Annotated in this window: 14 protein-coding genes; 4 read left to right on the top strand and 10 right to left on the bottom strand. The window is 34.8% G+C overall.

The genetic code is table 11. The annotated features are described in order from the left end of the window. Positions 1-5: 5 nt before the first annotated feature. From BUC31_RS15030 to thrA, 6 genes are all read right to left on the bottom strand, one after another. Positions 6-833, bottom strand: coding sequence for a sugar nucleotide-binding protein (locus BUC31_RS15030; RefSeq protein WP_073245596.1), 828 nt, complete (start codon positions 831-833; stop codon positions 6-8). Further along, positions 830-1,744, bottom strand: a complete 915-nt coding sequence (locus BUC31_RS15025) for a glutaminase (RefSeq protein WP_073245594.1) — start codon at positions 1,742-1,744, stop codon at positions 830-832. Before BUC31_RS15025 ends, BUC31_RS15030 begins: the two co-directional genes overlap by 4 nt. Then, positions 1,745-2,830, bottom strand: a complete 1,086-nt coding sequence (gene gcvT / locus BUC31_RS15020) for a glycine cleavage system aminomethyltransferase GcvT (RefSeq protein ID WP_073245592.1) — start codon at positions 2,828-2,830, stop codon at positions 1,745-1,747. It abuts the gene before it with no gap. 99 nt (positions 2,831-2,929) lie between these two features. Continuing rightward, positions 2,930-4,225: a threonine synthase gene (gene thrC, locus BUC31_RS15015; RefSeq protein ID WP_073245590.1), complete on the bottom strand. Its 1,296-nt coding sequence runs from the start codon at positions 4,223-4,225 to the stop codon at positions 2,930-2,932. 41 nt (positions 4,226-4,266) lie between these two features. Further along, positions 4,267-5,193 (bottom strand): homoserine kinase, encoded by a 927-nt coding sequence (locus BUC31_RS15010; RefSeq protein ID WP_073245588.1) that lies wholly within the window; start codon positions 5,191-5,193, stop codon positions 4,267-4,269. Positions 5,194-5,216: 23 nt separating this feature from the next. After that, positions 5,217-7,658: a bifunctional aspartate kinase/homoserine dehydrogenase I gene (thrA, locus tag BUC31_RS15005; protein WP_073245586.1), complete on the bottom strand. Its 2,442-nt coding sequence runs from the start codon at positions 7,656-7,658 to the stop codon at positions 5,217-5,219. A gap of 268 nt (positions 7,659-7,926) precedes the next feature. Between thrA and BUC31_RS15000 the strand changes: the two genes are divergently transcribed. After that, positions 7,927-9,474, top strand: coding sequence for a bifunctional ADP-dependent NAD(P)H-hydrate dehydratase/NAD(P)H-hydrate epimerase (locus BUC31_RS15000; RefSeq protein ID WP_073245584.1), 1,548 nt, complete (start codon positions 7,927-7,929; stop codon positions 9,472-9,474). 7 nt (positions 9,475-9,481) lie between these two features. Here BUC31_RS15000 and BUC31_RS14995 read toward each other — a convergent pair whose 3' ends face one another. Continuing rightward, positions 9,482-9,880 (bottom strand): STAS/SEC14 domain-containing protein, encoded by a 399-nt coding sequence (locus BUC31_RS14995; protein ID WP_073245582.1) that lies wholly within the window; start codon positions 9,878-9,880, stop codon positions 9,482-9,484. Positions 9,881-10,087: 207 nt separating this feature from the next. Beyond that, entirely contained in the window at positions 10,088-12,640 is a 2,553-nt protein-coding gene (locus BUC31_RS14990; RefSeq protein WP_073245580.1) for an ATP-dependent Clp protease ATP-binding subunit, read from the bottom strand. Positions 12,641-12,899: 259 nt separating this feature from the next. On the opposite strand from BUC31_RS14990, the gene gyrA reads away from it, so the two are divergent. Together gyrA and BUC31_RS14980 are read left to right on the top strand one after the other, a co-directional pair. Further along, entirely contained in the window at positions 12,900-15,458 is a 2,559-nt protein-coding gene (gene gyrA, locus BUC31_RS14985; protein WP_073245578.1) for a DNA gyrase subunit A, read from the top strand. A gap of 40 nt (positions 15,459-15,498) precedes the next feature. Then, positions 15,499-16,761, top strand: a complete 1,263-nt coding sequence (locus BUC31_RS14980) for a tetratricopeptide repeat protein (RefSeq protein ID WP_073245576.1) — start codon at positions 15,499-15,501, stop codon at positions 16,759-16,761. Positions 16,762-16,808: 47 nt separating this feature from the next. On the opposite strand, the gene BUC31_RS14975 is transcribed toward BUC31_RS14980, so the two are convergent. Both BUC31_RS14975 and BUC31_RS14970 read right to left on the bottom strand, forming a co-directional pair. Next, a complete protein-coding gene (locus tag BUC31_RS14975; RefSeq protein ID WP_073245574.1) occupies positions 16,809-17,561 on the bottom strand; it encodes a C40 family peptidase in 753 nt (250 codons plus the stop codon). A gap of 17 nt (positions 17,562-17,578) precedes the next feature. Further along, positions 17,579-18,754 (bottom strand): acetyl-CoA C-acyltransferase, encoded by a 1,176-nt coding sequence (locus tag BUC31_RS14970; protein ID WP_073245572.1) that lies wholly within the window; start codon positions 18,752-18,754, stop codon positions 17,579-17,581. A 121-nt stretch (positions 18,755-18,875) separates the two neighbouring features. Between BUC31_RS14970 and BUC31_RS14965 the strand changes: the two genes are divergently transcribed. Beyond that, positions 18,876-20,912, top strand: a complete 2,037-nt coding sequence (locus tag BUC31_RS14965) for an HD family phosphohydrolase (RefSeq protein ID WP_073245570.1) — start codon at positions 18,876-18,878, stop codon at positions 20,910-20,912. Positions 20,913-20,984 lie beyond the last annotated feature (72 nt).

Raw genomic sequence — 20,984 nt, 5'->3', positions numbered from 1 at the left:
GGTTACTAATTTAAAACATGATGATCAATAATATCTTGAAAAGTAAACTGTAAATTTTTAGGTAATGTATTGGTCTTTGGTAAGACTGCCAAATACCTGGCTTCATTAGTAGTATAAACTCTTTTAATAATAGGATTAAAATTACCTACACGTTCTAAAACTTCTTTTATAAAATCTTCATGATGCGTTAGGTCATTGCTTCCTAAATGGTAGATACCTGTTTTGTTTCTATTGATAAGATAATGAATTTGCTGAGTAAGCTTGTCATCATTAGTAACATTTAATATCAAATTAGGAAATACTTCTACAGGTTCATTTGCTAGAATAGCCTTTTTCATATCCTTAACTCTAGGAGAGCTATTGCCGAATACCATAGGCACTCTTAGGATAGCCATTTTATCTTTCGGCAACCTAAGTAACATATTTTCAATTTTGATTTTTAGTCTACCATATACACTTTCAGACAAAGTCTTATCCATTTCATAAGATGGATATTTACTGTAGGTATCAAAAACATTGGCAGATGATATAAAGTATATTTTACAGTCTTCTTTAGTAATGTATTCGGCAATATGATTATGTGCAATAACCAGAGCAGCAAAATTTCCTCTTAATGCTGAAACTATTACTTGTGGCTTAACGACTTCTAAAACTTCAACAATATCATCTTCTTCTAAATTATAATGTAGAAATTGTTTATTAGATGAGTATGAATTTGCGGCATGACAATAGGTGCCATAAGTATCGAAATAATTACAAAGTTCTTTGTAAATCGCGTTACCAATGAAACCGCTTCCGCCAAGAATCAATATTTTTTTAGTGTCTAATTTCAAAAAATAGAAAGTTCAGTTTCTGTCGTTAATTTTTCTAGTGCAAGCATTCCTAATTTAGAATTTCCTTTAGGGTTTAGTCCCGGAGACCATGTTGCTACACAGAATTTATTTGGTAAGAAAGCAACAATACCACCGCCAACACCACTTTTGCCAGGTAGCCCAACTTCAAAAGCAAATTCGCCGGCTTCGTCATAAAACCCGCAAGTCAACATTATTGCGTTAATACGTTTTACCTGAGTTACAGTTAAGAACGTGTTATTTCTTCTACATTTACCATGATTCATAAACATGTAGAACGTGTTTGTTAATTGCGCACAACTCATACTAAGCGAACATTGATGAAAATAAAAATCTAGAACGACGTCTACATCATTATTCAGATTACCATATGATTTTAAAAGGTTAGCAGCTGCAAAATTTCGGAATCCTGTTCGTTTTTCAGACTTTGCAACATCTACGTCGTAATCTATAGTATCGTCATTCGCAATATTTCTTACAAATGCTAAAAATTCTTCTTTCGGATTTTCTAATCGAGAAACCAGAATATCGGCTATGACAATTGCACCAGGATTTATCAACGGATTTCTAGGAATTCCGTTTTCTAATTCTAAAAGCGATAAATGATTGAACGGATCTCCAGAAGGTTCAACATCTACACGTTTCCAAACTTTTTCTCCAATGAGTCCTAAAGCCATAGAAAGGCTTAAAACCTTCGAGATACTTTGAATTGAAAATTTTTCGTCAGATTTTCCCGCTGAAAAAATATTCTGCTGAATATCTATAAGATGTATTCCAAAATTGTCAACATCAACCTTTGCTAATTCTGGAATATAATCTGCAATCTTACCTTTATCCTTTTCATTAGATGCAGTTTCATTTATTGAGGTAAGAACACCTTGAAAGTCTATCATTTACTTTTTGTAAAATGGTAATTTAACTATAGTAGCAGGTACAGCATTTTTTCGAATTTGAATATTGATTTTGCTTCCTAAATCTGAAAATATTGGTGGAACATAACCTAAGCCAATACCAGTTCCCATAGAAGGTGACATTGTACCTGAAGTTACCACACCTATTGTTTTACCATTACCATCTACAATATCATAACCATGTCTAGGTATACCACGTTCATCAAGTTCAAATGCAACTAATTTACGCTTTGGTCCGTGTTGTTTTTCTTTTTCTAAAGCTACAGAGTTTACAAAATCTTTATTGAATTTTGTAACCCATCCTAAACCAGCTTCAAGCGGAGAGGTGTTATCATCAATATCATTACCGTAAAGGCAGTATCCCATTTCTAAACGAAGGGTATCTCTAGCTGCCAATCCGATTGGTTTAATTCCGAAATCTGCTCCGGCTTCAAAAACCTTGTCCCATATTTGTTTTACCTCGTCATTCTTACAGTAAATTTCAAATCCGCCAGAACCAGTATATCCTGTTGCAGAAATAATTACATTATCTATACCTGCAAAATCGGCTACTTCAAAATGATAAAATTTTATATCAGCTAAATTAACAGAAGTTAAAGATTGCATAGCTTCAACAGCCTTGGGGCCTTGAATAGCTAAAAGCGAATACCCTTCAGATATGTTTTTCATATCTGCTTTAAATTCATCGTTATAAGATGAAATATGATTCCAGTCTTTCTCAATATTTGAAGCGTTGACCACTAGTAAATATTGTTCTTCTTTAATTTTATAAATGATAAGGTCGTCAACAATACCACCGGTTTCATTTGGTAGACAACTGTATTGTGCTCTACCAATAGTCAATTTTGTGGCATCGTTAGATGATACTTTTTGAATCAAATCTAAGGCAGTAGGCCCAGAGATTAAAAATTCGCCCATATGCGATACATCAAAAACGCCCACACTTTTACGTACAGTTTCATGTTCGGCATTAACACCTTTGTATGAAACGGGCATATTATAACCAGCAAATGGAACCATTTTGGCACCAAGAGATTCGTGAGTTGTGGTAAGCGCAGTATTTTTCATCTTTTTCTATTTATTGGCGATACAAATTTATCGAAAATAAATAGAAGCAAATGTGGCTAAACCTCGAATTAGGAAAATATTGTAACCTTTAATAGAAGACTAAGATTTCAATAGAAAACCTTTGAGTCCGTCATAGGTTGAAATCTTAATGGATTTTTTGGTTTTTCCCATTACTTTTTGAATCTGTGCTGGGATTTCTAATTTAACATTAAGTGTTTCTTCAACAATGTCCAAAAATTTTACTGGGTGTGCAGTTTCTAAGAAAATACCATAAGTATCAGGGTTTTGTTCTTGATATTTTTTCAAGCCCAAATATCCGACAGCACCATGAGGATCAGCAATATATCCGTTGATATTGTAGATTTCTTTTAAGGCATTTTTTGTTTGATTATCATCAAAAGGATAAGAAGAAAGATTCTCTTTTAGCGCTTCAAAATCGTCTTTAAACAAATGTCTTATTCTAATAAAATTACTAGGATCGCCAACATCCATCGCATTAGAAATAGTTGCTGTAGATGGTTTAGGATTGTACTCTTTTGTAAGCATAAACTGCGGTACAGTATCGTTTACATTAGTAGAAGCTATAAAGTGTTTTACAGGCATGCCTAAACGCTGAGCAACTAAGCCAGCACATATATTACCGAAATTACCTGAAGGAACAGAGAATACGATCTCTTTACCTTTAGATTTTGCTTGTTTGTAAGCAAATAAGAAATAAAATAACTGTGGTAGCCAACGAGCAACATTAATAGAATTTGCTGAAGTCAGTTTCATATGGTCAAGAAGCTCTTTATCTAAAAAGGCATTCTTTACCATAGCCTGGCAATCATCAAAAGTACCATCAACTTCTAAAGCGGTAATATTTTTACCTAGAGTGGTTAACTGTCTTTCTTGAATATCGCTCACTTTTCCGCTAGGGTAGAGTATAACTACATTTACACCTGCAACACCTAGAAATCCATTAGCAACGGCGCCACCAGTATCACCAGACGTAGCTACAAGTACGGTGACTTCATTTTTTGTAGACCTTGAAAAATAACCTAAACATTGTGCCATAAAACGAGCACCAACATCTTTAAATGCCATGGTAGGACCATGGAAAAGCTCTAAAGTGCCAATGTTAGGTGTAATTTCAACTACAGGAAAATCAAAGTCCAAAACTTCTTTTAAAATATCCTTTAATACATCGTCTGGAACAATACCCGATACAAATTGTTGTATTGCTTTAAAAGCAATTTCTTCGTTAGAAAAAGTTTCAATATTCTCAAAGAAAGAAGTAGGTAGGGGACTAATTTCCTCTGGAAAATACAAACCTTTATCAGGTGCAATACCATTGATTACGGCAGTATCAAAAGAAACTTCGGGTGCTATATTGTTTAAACTATAGAATTTCAAGCTAAATATTTTTAATTGTTATGAATGTATTGTTGTTGAACTTATAAAAGTTTAACGCCTTCCATATTAATTTTTGAAACATGTATTTCGTAATCAATACCGATTTTATCGTAAACTGTTTTCATTGCTTCGCCTACTTTTAATGCAGTTTCGTTTCCTTTACTAAATGCAAAAATTGAAGGTCCGGATCCAGAAATACCAGAGCCTAAAGCACCAGCTTCAAGAGATTTTTTTTTGACTTCATCAAAACCAGGAATCAAGATAGAACGTATTGGTTCTACTATATGATCTTCAAGAGATCTACCAATCAAATCATAGTCCTCTTTGAATAAGCCGGCAACTAGGCCACCTACGTTTCCCCATTGTTTAATTCCGGTTTCCATAGAAATAGTAGTTTTCAAAATCTTTCTAGAATCTGATGTTTTTATTTCTATCTGCGGATGTATTATAGTAACATATAATTCTGAAGGAGCAGGGATGGTAATTACATCTAACGGGCTGTAGCTACGCACCAACGTAAACCCACCAAATAGGGCAGGGGCTACATTGTCCGCATGGGCAACATCACTTGCTAAACGCTCGCCTTCCATGGCAAATTTTACTAATTCGGTTTTACTGAACGGGTTGCCCAATAAATGGTTCATTGCCCAAACAGCACCTGCAGAACTTGCAGCGCTACTACCAATACCACTACCAGGTTTTATTTTTTTATTGATTTCAATTTCAAATCCGCCATCGTAATCAGATGCCAATAAAAAGGCATTACCAGCCACGCCAGCAACATTGTTCAGAGTTTCCTTTGGTAAGTCTTGTCCTGTTAGTTTGGTGATTCTAATACCTTTTTGAGGCACTTTTCTCACTATCATTTCATCACCGACCGAGTCTAGGGCAACGCCTAGAACATCAAATCCGCATGAAACGTTAGCAACAGTAGCAGGGCAAAAGACTTTAATTTCGTTTTGGTTCATAATTAATACTCCTTTTATGAAATTTAGAAATTACCAATTCGTATAATATCTGCAAATATACCAGAAGCTGTTACAGCAGCACCTGCACCTGCACCTTTGATGATCATAGGTTGGTTAGGGTAGCGCTCCGTATAAAATAATACAATGTTATCACTGCCTTCTAGATTATAAAAATCATGACCTTTAGGTATTTCTTGTAAGCCTACACTTGCTTTGCCATTATCAAACTGAGCAACATATTTCAATTTGCTATCAGCATTTTTTGCACTAGTAAATAGTGATTGAAAATGAGCTTCATGTTGTATTAATGAAGTAAAGAACTCATCATTGTTAGCTGTGTTTAAACTTTCTTCAGGCAAAAATGGATTGTTGGTAATATCACTTATTTCCAATTGATTTCCACTCTCACGAGCTAAGATTAATATTTTGCGCATTACATCAACACCACTTAAATCAATTTTTGGATCAGGTTCTGTATATCCCTCTTCCTGAGCTTGTTTTACCACATCATGAAAGGTGGTTTTATCATTAAAATTATTGAAAACAAAGTTTAAGCTTCCTGAAAGAACAGCCTGAATTTTCAAGATTTTATCTCCAGATGCAATAAGGTGTTTTAATGTATCAATTATCGGTAGCCCAGCGCCAACGTTAGTTTCGAATAAGAAAGGAGCGTTATATGTTCTTGCTAAAGATTTTAAATGAGAATAGTTTTCAAAGGCAGAAGAACAAGCAATTTTATTACAAGTAACAACGGAAATACTGTTACCTAAATATTCGCTGTACGTTTTAGAAACCTCTTCACTTGCTGTGTTATCAACAAAGATGCTATTTCTATAGTTTAGGCTATTTACTAATTCTAAAAATTTAACCTTGTCGGCTTTTTCACCTGCCGCAAGTTTTGCTGACCAATCATTTAAGTCTATCCCTTTTTCATCAAAAAGCATTGTTCTAGAGTTGGACATTCCTATTACACGAATGTTCAACTTTAAATTCTCTTTCAAAAATTTACGTTGCTCTTTAATTTGCTCCAGAAATTTAGCGCCAACATTACCAACACCCATTACAAATAGATTCAATTGCTTGATGTTTTCTTCAAAAAACTCTTCGTGCAATGCATTTAGCGCTTTTTTCACATCCTTTTCATCAATGATGCATGAAATATTTCTTTCAGAGGCACCTTGTGCAATTACTCTAATATTGACATTGTTTTTCCCAAGTGTACTAAACATTTTACCGCTCAATCCTTGATGACTTTTCATATTATCACCAACTAGGGCAACAATAGCCAAATCTTTTTCAGGTATTACTTGTTTAATGCGACCTCTTTCAATTTCGTATTCAAAAGCTTCATTAACAATGCTAACCGCTTTTTCTACGTCATCTGCAGAAATACCTACACATATAGAATGCTCTGAGGATGCTTGGGTAATTAATACTACACTTATATCTGCCTGGGAGAGAACTTCAAAAAAGTGTTTTGAGATACCAGGTATACCTACCATTCCAGGTCCTTCTAAAGATAATAGTGCAATATTGCCAATGTGGCTTATGCCACGAACTGTTTTTCCTTTTTCATTCTTAGATTTGGTAATCAAAGTACCAGCTTCATCAGGACAAAAAGTGTTCTTTATTACAATTGATATACCTTTAGATAATACGGGTTGTATAGTAGGTGGGTAGAGTACTTTAGCTCCAAAATGAGACAGCTCCATAGCTTCTTCATACGAAATATGCGGAATAGCCTTCGCTTGTTTTACCATTTTTGGGTTAGAGGTATACATACCACTAACATCTGTCCAGATTTCTAAAATATCTGCATCAATAGCAGCAGCATAAATTGCGGCAGTGTAATCAGAACCACCTCTTCCTAAAGTGGTAGACACACCTTCTTCGCTGGTAGCTATAAACCCTGGGCATACGGTTACCTTTTTATTTGAAGTCTTAAAAAAATCTACACAGTTAGCATTGGTTTTTACAAAATTGACAACATTCTTGCCATTCAGCTTATGCGTAATTATAAGCTCTCTACTATCTTTAAATTCAGCGTCTAGTTTTTCGCTAATAAGGTATTCGCTAATAATATAAGAAGAAAGTAGTTCGCCATAGCTAACTATCTTGTCAGATAATTTCGGAGTAATTTCTCCGATAAAAAAAGCACCTTCCAAAAGAGTTTCCAATACGTTGAACTCACTCTTAACTTTGCTGAGTACTTTGCTTTGTGCTGTTACAGGTATTAATTCTTTAATGGTAGAAAGATGTCTTTCTTCTAATGTACTAAGAATTTTTTTGTAAGATTGATCTTGAGTAGCAGCTAATGATCCAGCTTCTAATAATAGATCCGTTACACCTCCTAAAGCTGAAACAACCAGAATGATAGGGTCGTTGTACTTGGAGATTATATTTTTGATTTTAATTATATTTTCAGGTTTGGCTACAGATGAGCCACCGAATTTTAGAACTTTCATGTTATGAAATATTGACTTTGTAATTTAAGATATGGTGTAATTAAACACGGGTACGGAGAAATATAGTTTTTAACCCCAAAGGGTGAAACATGCCGTAGCTGTACCATAAGTAATAGTAGCTGAAGTGAAATCGAATGTTATGTCTGTTTTATAGCAGTCCATAAATACTAATGGTTGAAAATCAAATGTAGTACATTTGGTATCTTAATCAAATGATTCCACAATTTTTTACGGAATCGTTACTTTTTAGCTGTAAAAAAAATAAAGAATGAAATTATATAGTGCAAAACAGATTTATAAGGCAGATCAGATTTCTATTAAAAAAGAGGAAATAGGTAGTAATGAATTAATGGAGCGCGCAGCCTTGCAGCTCTTTAATTGGATGCATTTGCGTATGCAAGGTGCTCCCGTTAAAATTCATTTATTCTGTGGTATTGGTAATAACGGGGGAGATGGTATAGCCCTTGCCAGACACCTAGTGGATCATGGTTATAATGTTGAAGTGTATGTTATAAATTATAGTGAGAAGCGTTCAAAAGATTTTCTGATAAATTTAGATAGATTGAAAGATCGTAAGGTTTGGCCACATTTCATGAATTCTGATGATGAACTGCCAGAAATTGGTAGAGAGGATATTATTGTAGATGGAATTTTCGGAATAGGACTAAATAGAACACCAGATGCATGGGTGATTAAGGTTATTCAACATTTAAATAATTCTCAGGCATTTATTCTTTCAATTGATATTCCTTCGGGATTATTCACCGATCAAGGTCCGGAAGATTTTGATGCAATTATAAAATCTAATTTTGTATTGAGTTTTCAAACTCCGAAACTGATATTTTTCTTGCCAGAAACAGGAAAGTACATAGAACAGTGGGAAGTGTTAGATATCGGACTTGATCCAGAATATTTAAGAGTTACAGAAACCGATTATGAATTAATTGGAAAGAATGAAGTTCTTACAATGTATAAGCCACGTGAGAAGTATGGGCATAAAGGAACTTACGGTCATTCATTAATAATTGGTGGTAGTTATGGTAAAATGGGTTCTGTGTGTCTATCGTCTAAAGCTGCACTTTATTCAGGTAGCGGTTTAGTAACGTCTTATGTTCCAAGAATAGGATATAATATTTTGCAGACCTCATTACCTGAAATTATGGTTTTAACCGATACCAATGAAAATGAACTAACGAATATAAAGTTTGATATAGAACCAACGGTTATAGGAGTAGGTGTTGGGGTAGGAACAAGTGCGGCAACAATTAAAGCTTTATCTGGTTTTTTGAAAAGTAATAAGCTGCCATTGGTGCTTGATGCAGATGCACTTAATATTCTTTCTAAGAATAAAGATTTATTGAAAGAATTGCCAGAAGATTCTATTTTGACTCCGCATCCAAAAGAACTGGAACGATTAATAGGAAAATGGAAAGACGATTTCGATAAACTTGCTAAGGTGAAGAAATTTTCGAAAAAGTATAAATGTATTGTTGTAATTAAAGGTGCGCACACTGTTATAGTGTACAATGCAAAAGGTTATGTTAATACAACTGGTAACCCAGGTATGGCTACTGCAGGAAGTGGTGATGTCTTAACAGGTATAATAACAGGTTTAAGAGCTCAAGGTTATCCTGCTTTAGATGCTGCAATATTTGGAGTCTACTTGCATGGTAGAGCTGGTGATATTGCGGTAGAATCTACAGGTTTTCAATCTTTAACAGCATCGCATCTTATAGATAATTTAGCTGGTGCGTATTTAGATTTATTTAAAATGCCAGAACAACCTGTAGTAGAAGAAGAAAATCAACCAAGTTGATTTTCTCTTAAGAGTTAACTCTTCTTTTCACCCATTTTAAAGCATTATCAAATTCAATGAAAAACTTCATTGGTTTTTTGTAAAACAATTTCTCAATCTTAAAGTTATGCATGTCAATTTCTTTGACAGAAACAATAGCAAAAGCTTTAAGGTTGTCTAGTTGTTTTAGATAGTTATAAATGGTAGGGTCGATTGCAAATGAATTTTTGCGCAGACTTATAAAACCAAAGTTTTTATCTCTAAAGTGAATTTCAGATATGCCAATAATTTGATATGCTCTTTCTAGAGTAAGTGTAGCGCCCTCATCAAAGATGGATACCATGTAGTTATCATATACTTGAATTTTTCCTGTTTCTAATTCGTATTCCCTTACAATTACCTTCTTCTTGGTAGATCCAATCTTCATTCTATTCGTATTAATATAGTGTGTCTGAAGCGAAAATATAAGGAACTAGATTCTCTGAGTAAATTTTTAGTTTAAACGCGAAAATATCGTTCATACTGCGTATGGCTACTATTCAATGTGTTTTAATTCTTACAATAAAAAATGAATTGTACGAAAAAGGAGCCCTACATAGGGCTCCTTTTTTATATTCCAGTAAAGTATAAATGCCTATGTCTTAGGTGATTCTTCCTCTGCTTTTTCTATTTTAATGGTCAATTCTTCACTTTTCTTATCAAGATCGATAAAAATACTATCCCCTTCTTTAAGTTTAGAATTCACTATTTCTTCCGCAAGGGCATCTTCAATGTATTTCTGAATTGCTCTTTTAAGCGGTCTGGCTCCGTACTGTTTGTCAAAGCCTTTCTCTGCGATATAATCTTTAGCTTCATCAGTAAGGTTCAAGTGGTAGCCAATATCTTTGATTCTCTTGAACAACTTCGCTAATTCAATATCTATAATTTTATGTATGTCTTCTCTCTCTAGAGCGTTGAATACAATTACGTCATCAATTCTATTTAAGAATTCAGGAGCAAAGGCTTTCTTTAAAGCATTTTCGATAACACCTTTTTGATGAGAGTCTTCTTGTGACTTTTTGGCAGAAGTGCCGAAACCGACACCTTGACCAAAGTCTTTTAATTGTCGTGCACCAATATTAGAAGTCATTATTATAATGGTATTTCTAAAATCAATTTTACGACCAAGACTATCTGTTAAGAAACCATCGTCCAATACTTGTAAAAGCATATTGAATACATCTGGATGCGCTTTCTCAACTTCATCAAGTAGAATTACAGAGTAAGGTTTTCTTCTAACTTTCTCAGTTAATTGACCACCTTCTTCGTAACCAACGTATCCTGGAGGTGCACCAACTAATCTAGAGATGGCAAACTTCTCCATATACTCACTCATATCTATACGGATAAGTGCGTCTTCAGAATCAAAAAGTTCTTTTGCTAATACTTTCGCTAATTGTGTTTTACCAACACCTGTCTGTCCTAAAAATATAAACGAACCAATTGGCTTGTTAGGATCTTTAAGTCCGGCTCTATTACGTTGAATTGCTTTAGAAACTTTAGCAACAGCTTCATCTTGTCCAATTACATTCGATTTTATAAGCTCTGGTAATCCGGCTAACTTGTTACTTTCTGTTTGTGCAATTCTGTTAACAGGAATTCCACTCATCATAGAAACTACATCGGCAACATTATCTTCGCTTACAGTTTCTTTGTTAAGTTTACTGTCATCTTCCCAACGCTCTTGAGCGATAGCAAGTTCCTTTTCTAGACTTTTTTCGTCATCACGTAACTTGGCAGCTTCTTCATATTTCTGCTTTTTGACAACGCTGTTCTTAAGTTCACGCACATCTTCCAATTTCTTTTCCAATTCAAGAATTTGTTTTGGAACGTCCATATTAACGATGTGTACTCGAGAGCCAGCTTCATCAAGCGCGTCAATAGCTTTGTCTGGTAAAAAACGATCAGTCATGTACCTACTTGTTAATTTAACACAAGCTTCAATAGCCTCGTCAGTATAGGTTACATTATGGTGATCTTCGTATTTACCTTTTATGTTATGTAAAATTTCAATTGTTTCGTCAATAGTAGTTGGTTCAACAATTACTTTTTGAAAACGTCTTTCTAAAGCACCATCCTTTTCAATATACTGTCTGTACTCATCAAGGGTAGTGGCTCCAATACATTGAATTTCGCCTCTTGCCAATGCTGGTTTAAACATGTTAGAAGCATCTAAGCTTCCGGTAGCTCCCCCTGCACCTACAATAGTATGAATTTCATCAATGAATAAAATGACGTCATCATTCTTTTCCAGCTCGTTCATTACTGCCTTCATTCGCTCTTCGAATTGTCCACGGTATTTTGTACCGGCAACTAAAGAAGCAAGGTCAAGAGTAACAACTCTTTTGTTGTAAAGAATTCTAGAGACTTTTTTGTCAATTATACGTAAGGCAAGACCTTCTGCAATGGCACTTTTACCAACACCTGGCTCACCTATAAGTAGCGGGTTATTCTTTTTTCTTCTACTAAGAATTTGAGAAACCCTTTCTATTTCTTTTTCTCTTCCAACAACAGGGTCCAGTTTATTTTCTTCTGCCATTTGCGTAAGGTCTCTACCAAAATTATCTAATACCGGAGTTTTAGATTTTTTTGCACCTTTCTGGCTAGAAGCAGCACCAAAAGTGTTTTCCTTTCCTTCGTTAGTGTCTTCAGAATCACTAGGGAAAGATTCGGCCGTTGGGCCGTCTATCATATCGTCGTCGCTTGTAATCATAAATTTAAACTGTTCCTTGACGCCATCATAATCAACTTTTAATTTATGTAAAAGCTTCGTAGTAGGGTCATTTTCATTTCTAAGAATACAAAGTAAAAGGTGAGCGGTATTGATAGAAGAACTTTGAAAAAGTTTAGCTTCTAGGAATGTTGTTTTCAATGCACGTTCAGCTTGCCTTGTTAAGTGCAAGTTCTTTTTATCTTTTTGTACGCCACTGGCGTTAGGGTTAGAAGGGCTAAGTATTTCTACTTTTCTGCGTAGGTGTTCCAAATCAACTTCTAAAGCATCTAAAATGCTTATAGCCTTCCCGTTTCCATCTCTAAGAAGCCCTAGCATCAGGTGCTCGGTACCGATAAAATCGTGACCAAGTCGCAATGCTTCCTCCTTGCTATAAGCAATTACATCCTTTACTCTTGGGGAAAAATTATCATCCATATACTATATTATCTACTATAAAATTACTAAATATGATTCAATCAATGGCAAATACCGTACCTATAATCGTTAAAGTTATTGTAAAACCCATTAAATGCGGCTTTATTCGTGCCGAAATACTGATTTAAACTAAAAATTAACATAACTATGCCAAGTGTTAATAAAAAATAATATTATTAAATCCACTTATTCTTGAAACGCTTAGGATTTAAGTATATTGGCATGCTTTTTTACTAATTAAAAAACATAAGATTTTAAGATGGCTGACGGTGAAAAATTGATTCCCATTAACATTGAAGACGAAATGAAATCTGCTTACATTGATTATTCAATGTCGGTCATTGTGTCACGAGCCCTGCCAGATGTCAGGGACGGATTAAAACCCGTGCACAGAAGAGTTCTTTTTGGAATGCATGAATTAGGGGTTAGAAGTAATAGCTCGCATAAAAAATCTGCCCGTATTGTGGGTGAGGTTCTTGGTAAGTATCACCCGCATGGTGATACTTCTGTATATGATGCCATGGTTCGTATGGCACAAGAATGGAGTCTACGATATATGCTTGTAGATGGTCAAGGTAACTTTGGTTCTGTTGATGGTGATAGTCCTGCGGCAATGCGTTATACGGAAGCCCGTATGCGTAAGATTGCGGATGATATGCTTATAGATATTGAAAAGGAAACTGTAGATTATCAATTGAATTTTGATGATTCTTTAAAAGAGCCTACTGTTCTACCTACTAGAGTTCCTGCTTTATTGGTTAATGGAGCATCTGGTATTGCTGTAGGTATGGCTACCAATATGCCTCCACATAATTTAGCGGAAGTCATTGATGGTACTGTTGCGTATATCGACAATAATGATATTGAAATAGATGAGTTGATTACACATATTAAAGCGCCAGATTTTCCAACGGGAGGTATTATTTATGGCTATGATGGTGTAAAAGAAGCTTTTCATACAGGAAGAGGGCGTGTAAAAATGCGTGCTAAAGCAACTTTTGAAGAAGTTCAGGGTCGTGAATGTATCGTTGTTACGGAAATACCTTATCAGGTCAACAAGGCCGACATGATCAAGAAAACTGCGGATCTTGTTAATGACAAAAAATTAGAGGGTATATCCAATATTAGAGATGAATCTGACCGTAACGGTATGCGTATCGTTTACATTTTAAAAAGAGATGCTATCCCTAATATCGTTTTAAATATGCTGTTCAAGTATACGGCATTACAAACTTCTTTCAGTGTTAATAACATTGCCTTGGTTAATGGTAGGCCTCAGTTATTGAACGTGAAAGAAATGATTCATTACTTTGTTGAGCATCGTCATGAAGTTGTGGTTAGGCGTACACAGTTTGAATTAAAGAAAGCTGAAGATCGTGCACATATATTAGAAGGATTAATTATTGCTTCTGATAATATTGACGAGGTAATTGCTATAATAAGAGCATCAAATAATGCTGATGAGGCAAGAGCGAACTTAATAGAACGCTTTAAATTAAGTGAAATTCAAGCTAAGGCAATTGTAGAAATGCGATTGCGTCAACTTACTGGTTTAGAGCAAGACAAACTTAGAACCGAGTATGATGAGATAATGCTTCTTATTGCTGATTTGAAAGATATTCTTGAGAAAAAGGAGCGAAGAATGCAAATCATAAAAGATGAGCTTCTTGAGATTAAAGATAAATATGGTGACGAGAGAAGATCTGTAATTAATATTGCAGGTGGGGATCTTAGTATGGAAGATATGATACCAGATGAGCAAGTTGTAATCACAATATCTCATGCCGGTTACATCAAGAGAACTCCATTAACAGAATACAAAACTCAAAATAGAGGTGGGGTAGGTCAAAAAGCATCTTCCACAAGAAATGAAGATTTCTTAGAGCATTTGTTTGTTGGTACCAATCACCAATATATGTTGTTCTTTACGCAAAAAGGAAAATGTTTCTGGATGCGTGTATTCGAAATTCCTGAAGGAAGTAGAACATCTAAGGGTAGGGCAATACAGAATCTTATAAATATTGAACAAGATGATAGTGTAAAAGCATTCATTTGTACACAAGATTTAAAAGATGAAGAGTATATCAATGCTCATTACGTTATTATGGCAACTAAGAAAGGTGTTGTTAAGAAAACATCTTTAGAGCAATATTCTAGACCGCGTCAAAATGGTATTAATGCCATTACCGTTCGTGATGGTGATGAATTGCTAGAAGCTAAATTAACTACTGGTTCAAGTGAGATTTTCTTAGGTCTTAAATCTGGTAAAGCCATTCGTTTTGAAGAGAGTAAGACGAGACCAATGGGTAGAAATGCCTCTGGTGTGCGTGGTATTACTTTGGCTAATGATGACGATGAAGTGATTGGAATGGTGTCAGTGCATAATTTTGAAGATGAAATATTGGTTGTTTCAGAAAAAGGTTATGGTAAACGTTCAAGCATTGAAGATTACAGAGTTACCAATAGAGGTGGTAAAGGAGTTAAGACTATTAGTGTAACAGATAAAACTGGTGGACTGGTAGCTATTAAAAACGTTACCGATTCTGATGATTTAATGATTATCAATAAGTCTGGAATTGCAATACGTATGAGCGTAGAAGATTTACGTGTAATGGGTAGAGCAACACAAGGTGTTAGATTGATAAATATTAAAGGTAATGACTCTATTGCAGCAGTTGCAAAAGTGATGAAGGATGAAGATGATTTAGAAGAAGCGGAAATACTTGATATAGAGGTAGATGCCGATAATGGCACGGAGATTGATAATTCTGAACCCGAAGAAGGTACAGAGACTGATAATTCTGAAACTGAAGATTAAGTATCAAAAATTTTAAACACTAATAATTAATATATTAAAGATGAAAAATAGATTATTACTTGTAGCGGCCCTATCATTTACAATGGTTGGTTTTGCTCAAAAAAATGAAATAAAAGCTGCAGAAAAGGCTTTGAAGTCAGGTGATGCCGCTACGGCGCAAACTGCTCTTGAGGCTGCATCTGGAACTATTGCAGCTGCAGATGAGAAGACGCAAGCACAATATTATTTCACTAGAGGTAAAATTTATAGTGATTTGGCTAAAAAAGGAAATAATGAAGCATTTGAAAAATCTGCAACTTCTTTCAAGAAAGTTATAGAGTTAGAAGAAGCTTCAGGTAAGCAAAAATATTCTGCTGAAACAAACCAATATATGGCATCTTTAACGGCAGACCTTGTAAACTCTGCTGTTAGTGATAATGGTAATAGTAAGTTTAAAGAAGCTGCTGAAAAGTTGTACATGAGCTACACGCTTAGTCCAAAAGATACTTCTTATTTATACTACGCAGCTGGTAGTGCTGTAAACGGTGGTCATTATGAAATGGCATTAGATTACTATAATAAACTACAAGAAGTAGGTTATGATGGTAGTGCTGTAGTATATAAAGCTACAAACGCCGCTTCTGGTGAAGTTGAAGAAATGGATAAGGTTCAGCGTGATCTTATGGTAAAATCAGGTACGTATTCAAACCCGGTAGATGAGAAAACTCCATCTAAAAAAGCTGAGATTGTTAAGAATACAGCTTTGATTTATACGCAACTAGGTCAAGATGAAAAAGCTTTAGAGGCTTATCAAGCAGCTAGAAAAAATGATCCAGAAGATGTAAATCTTATCTTAAATGAAGCTAACTTATATTTCAATCAAGGAAATAAGGATAAGTTTAAAGAGTTGATGGCTCAGGCAATCGCTTTGGCTCCAGATAATCCAGATTTACATTATAACGTTGGTGTAATAAGCATGGAGCAAGATAATTATGCAGATGCACGTGTATCTTATAAAAAAGCTATTGAAATTGACCCTAAATATACTAATGCATATTTAAACCTATCTACAACTTATGTAAATGAAGGTAATGCATTGATTGATGAGATGAATTCATTAGGTAATTCTAGAGCTGATATTGCAAAATACGATGAGCTTAAAGAGAAAAAAGATGGTTTGTTTAAGCAAGGTGCTGATGTTTTAGAAGATGCATTGAAAAACAATCCTGAAAGTGAAAATATCATGACTCAGCTTAAGAATATTTACGGAGCTATGGGTGATACAGAAAACTTCACAAAAATGAAGAAGATGTTAGGTGAGTAATCACAAAACCTACAATAAAGTAAAAGGCCCTTATTAAGGGCCTTTTTTTATACTACTTTTTTAATGACCCGTAGTTGATGGGTATAAGTTCTAAGGTCATTATTGAAAATACCTGTATGGTCTAAGCGGTCTACCCTAACTTTTCCGTTTACATGAATAACATAGTTGTTTTCCATAATAATGCCAACATGATCAATTTCACCATTTGCGTTGTCAAAAAAAGCTAAATCACCAGCTTCGCTTTCTTCTACAAAACTAAGGGCTGTGCCCTGCGTAGATTGGTCTTGTGCGGTTCGTAAAAGGCTATATCCATTAATCTTATAAACTATTTGAGAGAATCCGGCACTATCGATACCAAAAGGTGATTTTCCTCCTCTCAATTCCGGGGCGTTTAAATAGAGCAATGAAGTCTTAATTAAATTCTCTTTAGGTTGTTGGTCACTTAAAAGTTTACCTTCAAAATTAACCGACAATGACGGAGTGTTAGTAATACAAGAGCCTATAAGAATAGGTGTAAGTATTTGATTAGCATCTTCAACATATGATATTAACTCAGTAACATAGCTCTTATTTTTATGTGCCTGAATGTCATTAAACTCATCTTCAGGTATAAAAAACAGTTGGCTATTCATTATCCAGCCTTCACACTTATCAAAAATGGTTTTTATTCTAGACCAATTTTTTCGGCATTCCAAAATTTTAAAGTGCTCTCCAAATAGAAGTTGCGTAACTAATTCAGCTACTTCATCTGGCGTACTTCTAACAGGAATAATGCTTAACTGACAAATACCGTATTGCATGCAATTTTTTTATCCACTTAAACCTTTTCAATAATTATTGCTGAAGCACCACCGCCACCATTACATATTGCAGCTGCGCCAAGTTTAGCATTATTTTGTTCTAATACATTTAGTAATGTTATTAAAATACGTGCACCAGAACATCCTAACGGGTGTCCTAAAGAAACGGCACCGCCATTAACATTCACATTTGTGTCGTCTAAGCCTAATATCTTCATATTGGCAAGACCAACTACAGAAAAAGCTTCGTTAAATTCAAAGAAATCAATTTCTTCTAATTTTAAATTAGCTTTCGCCAGAGCTTTCGGTAATGCTTTTGCCGGGGCTGTGGTAAACCACTCAGGTTCGTGAGCTGCATCAGCATAACTTTTTATAACTGCTAATGGTTTTAGGTTTAGCTCTTCTGCCTTTTCTCTACTCATTAAAACTAATGCCGCAGCACCGTCGTTAATAGTTGAGGCATTTGCAGCGGTAACTGTTCCGTCTTTTGAAAATGCAGGTCTTAAATTTGGAATCTTATCAATAAATACATTACTGAATTCTTCATCTTTGGTAACCATTTTAGGTTCCCCGCGTCTTTGTGGTACAGCTACAGGAATAACTTCGTTATCAAATTTTCCATTTTCCCAAGCGTCGGCAGATCTCTTGTAAGATTGAATAGCATAGGCATCTTGATCTTCTCTGCTAAATTCATATTCAGTAGCACATGCATCAGCACAAACACCCATGGCGTTTTCATCATATGCATCAACTAAACCATCTTTTTGCATTCCATCCACGAAAGTGGTAGGTCCAAATTTGGTACCTGTTCTCAAATGAACATAATGAGGAATTAGGCTCATATTTTCCATTCCACCTGCAACAACAACATCTGCATCACCTAAAGCAATAGCTTGTGCACCTTGCATTACCGCTTTCATACCAGAGGCACAAACTTTATTTATGGTTGTACAAGGTACGGTGTTTGGAATACCGGCAAATATAGCAGCTTGTCTTGCAGGTGCTTGACCTGTGCCAGCTTGTACTACATTGCCCATTATAACTTCATCTACTAGCGTAGGTGAAAGGTTGATTTTTTTTAATGCGCCTTCAATAGCAATTGCTCCTAGTTTCGGAGCTGGAACTGTTGATAATCCGCCCATAAAACTTCCTATTGGAGTTCTTACGGCTGATACGATAACGACTTCTTTCATGTTTTTTGTAATTTGATTATACGAAATTACTAAATTCTGTAGCAACCCACGGGATATCGTTTCAATTACTAGTTATCAGTTTATAATTTTCTATTTTTGATGAACCTAATACAATTTTCTTTTGGATAATCTTTACAAACAGCAATCGCTCATTTTCAAATATATACTCTATGTTGTGGCTGTTGCATTTATTGTGTTTTTCTTGCCTAAGGGAGGAAAATTTAAATATGAATTTCAAAAAGGGAAGCCTTGGCAATTTGAAAATTTATATGCCCCTTTTGATTTTTCTATTCAGAAAACCGATGCTGAAATAGCAAAAGAAAAACAAGTAATTGAAAGTAATCAATTACCATATTACAGGTATGATCAGGCTGAGGTGACTAAGGTCTTAGCTGAATTTGAGCAAAAGTTCGAAGATAAATGGGGTGGAACCGCACTAGGAGAAAATCAGAAAGCAAGATTAAAATATTTTTCAAAAGTAGTATTAGACTCCGTTTATGCTAAGGGAATTTTACAGAACAATGGTAAGCAGGTTCAACGCAGTTTTATTTATTTAGTAAAGGATAATGAAGCCAGAAAAGTAAGGGTTTCAGATTTTTTCAGGGTAAATGAGATTAATAAATTGGTGCGTCAAGTTCTCGCTGAAAATAACTTATCGGCTTTTGAGAAAGATACACAAGCATTGTTTTTCGATATTATAGCTCCCAATGTCAGTTTTGATAACAATCTCACTCAAAAAGCTAGAAATGAGGCGTTATCAAAATTATCATATACAAGAGGTACGGTTGATCAAGGGCGATTAATAATCGCGAAAGGTGAAGTTGTAGAAGCTGAAAACCTAAAGATATTAGAGTCGCTAAAGTCTGAATATGAATCAGAATTATGGACAGCTAGTAACTATTACTACATATTAATAGGTTACACCGTTCTTGTGGCTTTGGTGCTTATTATGCTTTTCTTGTTTTTGAAAAAATATAGACGAACGGTGTATGAAAACAACGTTAAAGTAACCTTTATCTTTTTCAATATTCTGTTGATGGTTTTTATAACCACCATGGTTATAAAATATAATGACCAATTAGTATTTGTGGTTCCGTTATGTATTCTCCCATTAATTCTGAAAACGTTTTTTGATGCTAGGCTAGGCTTGTTTGTGCATGTACTTACTATCTTAATTTTGGGCTTTGTAGTGCCTAATAGTTTTGAGTATATATTCTTACAGATAATTACAGGTATAGTAACCATACTTACTGTATCTGAGCTGTATAAAAGAGCAAATCTTTTTGTGAGTGTAGGTCAGATAACACTTATTTATATTATTGGTTATTTAGCTTTTCATACGATACATGAGGGCGATTTAAGTGATATTGAATGGTACACGTTGGGACTTTTTCTTTTAAATGGAATGATTACGCTATTTGTGCAGCCATTAATCTATATATATGAAAAACTCTTTGGTCTAGTGTCAGATGTCTCGCTATTGGAGTTATCAGACACCAATTCTAAGCTTTTAAAAGAATTATCTAATAAGGCTCCGGGTACATTTCATCATTCATTACAAGTAGCCAATTTGGCTGAGGCGGCGGCCAATGAAATTGGGGCGAATGCCATGTTGGTTAGGGTAGGGGCTTTGTATCATGATATTGGTAAAATGAACGAACCGACTTATTTTACCGAAAATCAGGTCACCAATGTAAATCCGCATGATGAGCTTAGCCCTAAAGACAGTGCACGTATTATTATTGATCATGTAATTAAGGGAATTGAGATAGCTAGAAAGAATAATATACCTGATAGAATTATAGATTTTATACGTTCGCATCATGGTACAACTTTGGTATTTTACTTCTATAAAAAGCAAAAAGAATTAGAAGAAGATGTAAATGAAGAAGATTTTAGATATCCAGGTCCGTTGCCATTTTCTAAAGAAACAGCTATTTTAATGATGGCAGATTCTGTAGAAGCGGCATCAAAAAGTTTAAAAAATCCAACTTTTTTAATCATTGATGAGTTTGTTGATAAGATAATTTCGGGTCAAATGAAGGCAAATCAATTTTTGAATGCAGATATTACTTTTAAAGAAATTGAAAAAATCAAGAAAATATTCAAACAAAAGCTAATAAATATTTATCATTTGCGTGTGGAATATCCTGAGTAACAGGGAGGTAATTTTTTATTAAAAAAAAACATCAAAAATAGTTGCGTAAAACGAGTTATACTTATACATTTG

Origin of the sequence: Maribacter aquivivus, from assembly GCF_900142175.1 — a bacterium.
Taxonomy (GTDB): domain Bacteria; phylum Bacteroidota; class Bacteroidia; order Flavobacteriales; family Flavobacteriaceae; genus Maribacter; species Maribacter aquivivus.
The sequence above is the reverse complement of the archived record's forward strand: the minus strand, read 5'-3'. Positions and strand labels throughout refer to the sequence as shown.

Excerpts from the sequence above, each read along its gene's own strand:
- BUC31_RS15000 (WP_073245584.1), top strand. The coding sequence starts at position 7,927 with ATGAAATTATATAGTGCAAAACAGATTTATAAGGCAGATCAGATTTCT.
- gcvT (WP_073245592.1), bottom strand. The coding sequence starts at position 2,830 with ATGAAAAATACTGCGCTTACCACAACTCACGAATCTCTTGGTGCCAAA.
- BUC31_RS15010 (WP_073245588.1), bottom strand. The coding sequence starts at position 5,193 with ATGAACCAAAACGAAATTAAAGTCTTTTGCCCTGCTACTGTTGCTAAC.
- gyrA (WP_073245578.1), top strand. The coding sequence starts at position 12,900 with ATGGCTGACGGTGAAAAATTGATTCCCATTAACATTGAAGACGAAATG.
- BUC31_RS14990 (WP_073245580.1), bottom strand. The coding sequence starts at position 12,640 with ATGGATGATAATTTTTCCCCAAGAGTAAAGGATGTAATTGCTTATAGC.
- BUC31_RS14980 (WP_073245576.1), top strand. The coding sequence starts at position 15,499 with ATGAAAAATAGATTATTACTTGTAGCGGCCCTATCATTTACAATGGTT.
- thrA (WP_073245586.1), bottom strand. The coding sequence starts at position 7,658 with ATGAAAGTTCTAAAATTCGGTGGCTCATCTGTAGCCAAACCTGAAAAT.
- BUC31_RS14970 (WP_073245572.1), bottom strand. The coding sequence starts at position 18,754 with ATGAAAGAAGTCGTTATCGTATCAGCCGTAAGAACTCCAATAGGAAGT.
- BUC31_RS14975 (WP_073245574.1), bottom strand. The coding sequence starts at position 17,561 with ATGCAATACGGTATTTGTCAGTTAAGCATTATTCCTGTTAGAAGTACG.
- BUC31_RS15025 (WP_073245594.1), bottom strand. The coding sequence starts at position 1,744 with ATGATAGACTTTCAAGGTGTTCTTACCTCAATAAATGAAACTGCATCT.
- BUC31_RS14995 (WP_073245582.1), bottom strand. The coding sequence starts at position 9,880 with ATGAAGATTGGATCTACCAAGAAGAAGGTAATTGTAAGGGAATACGAA.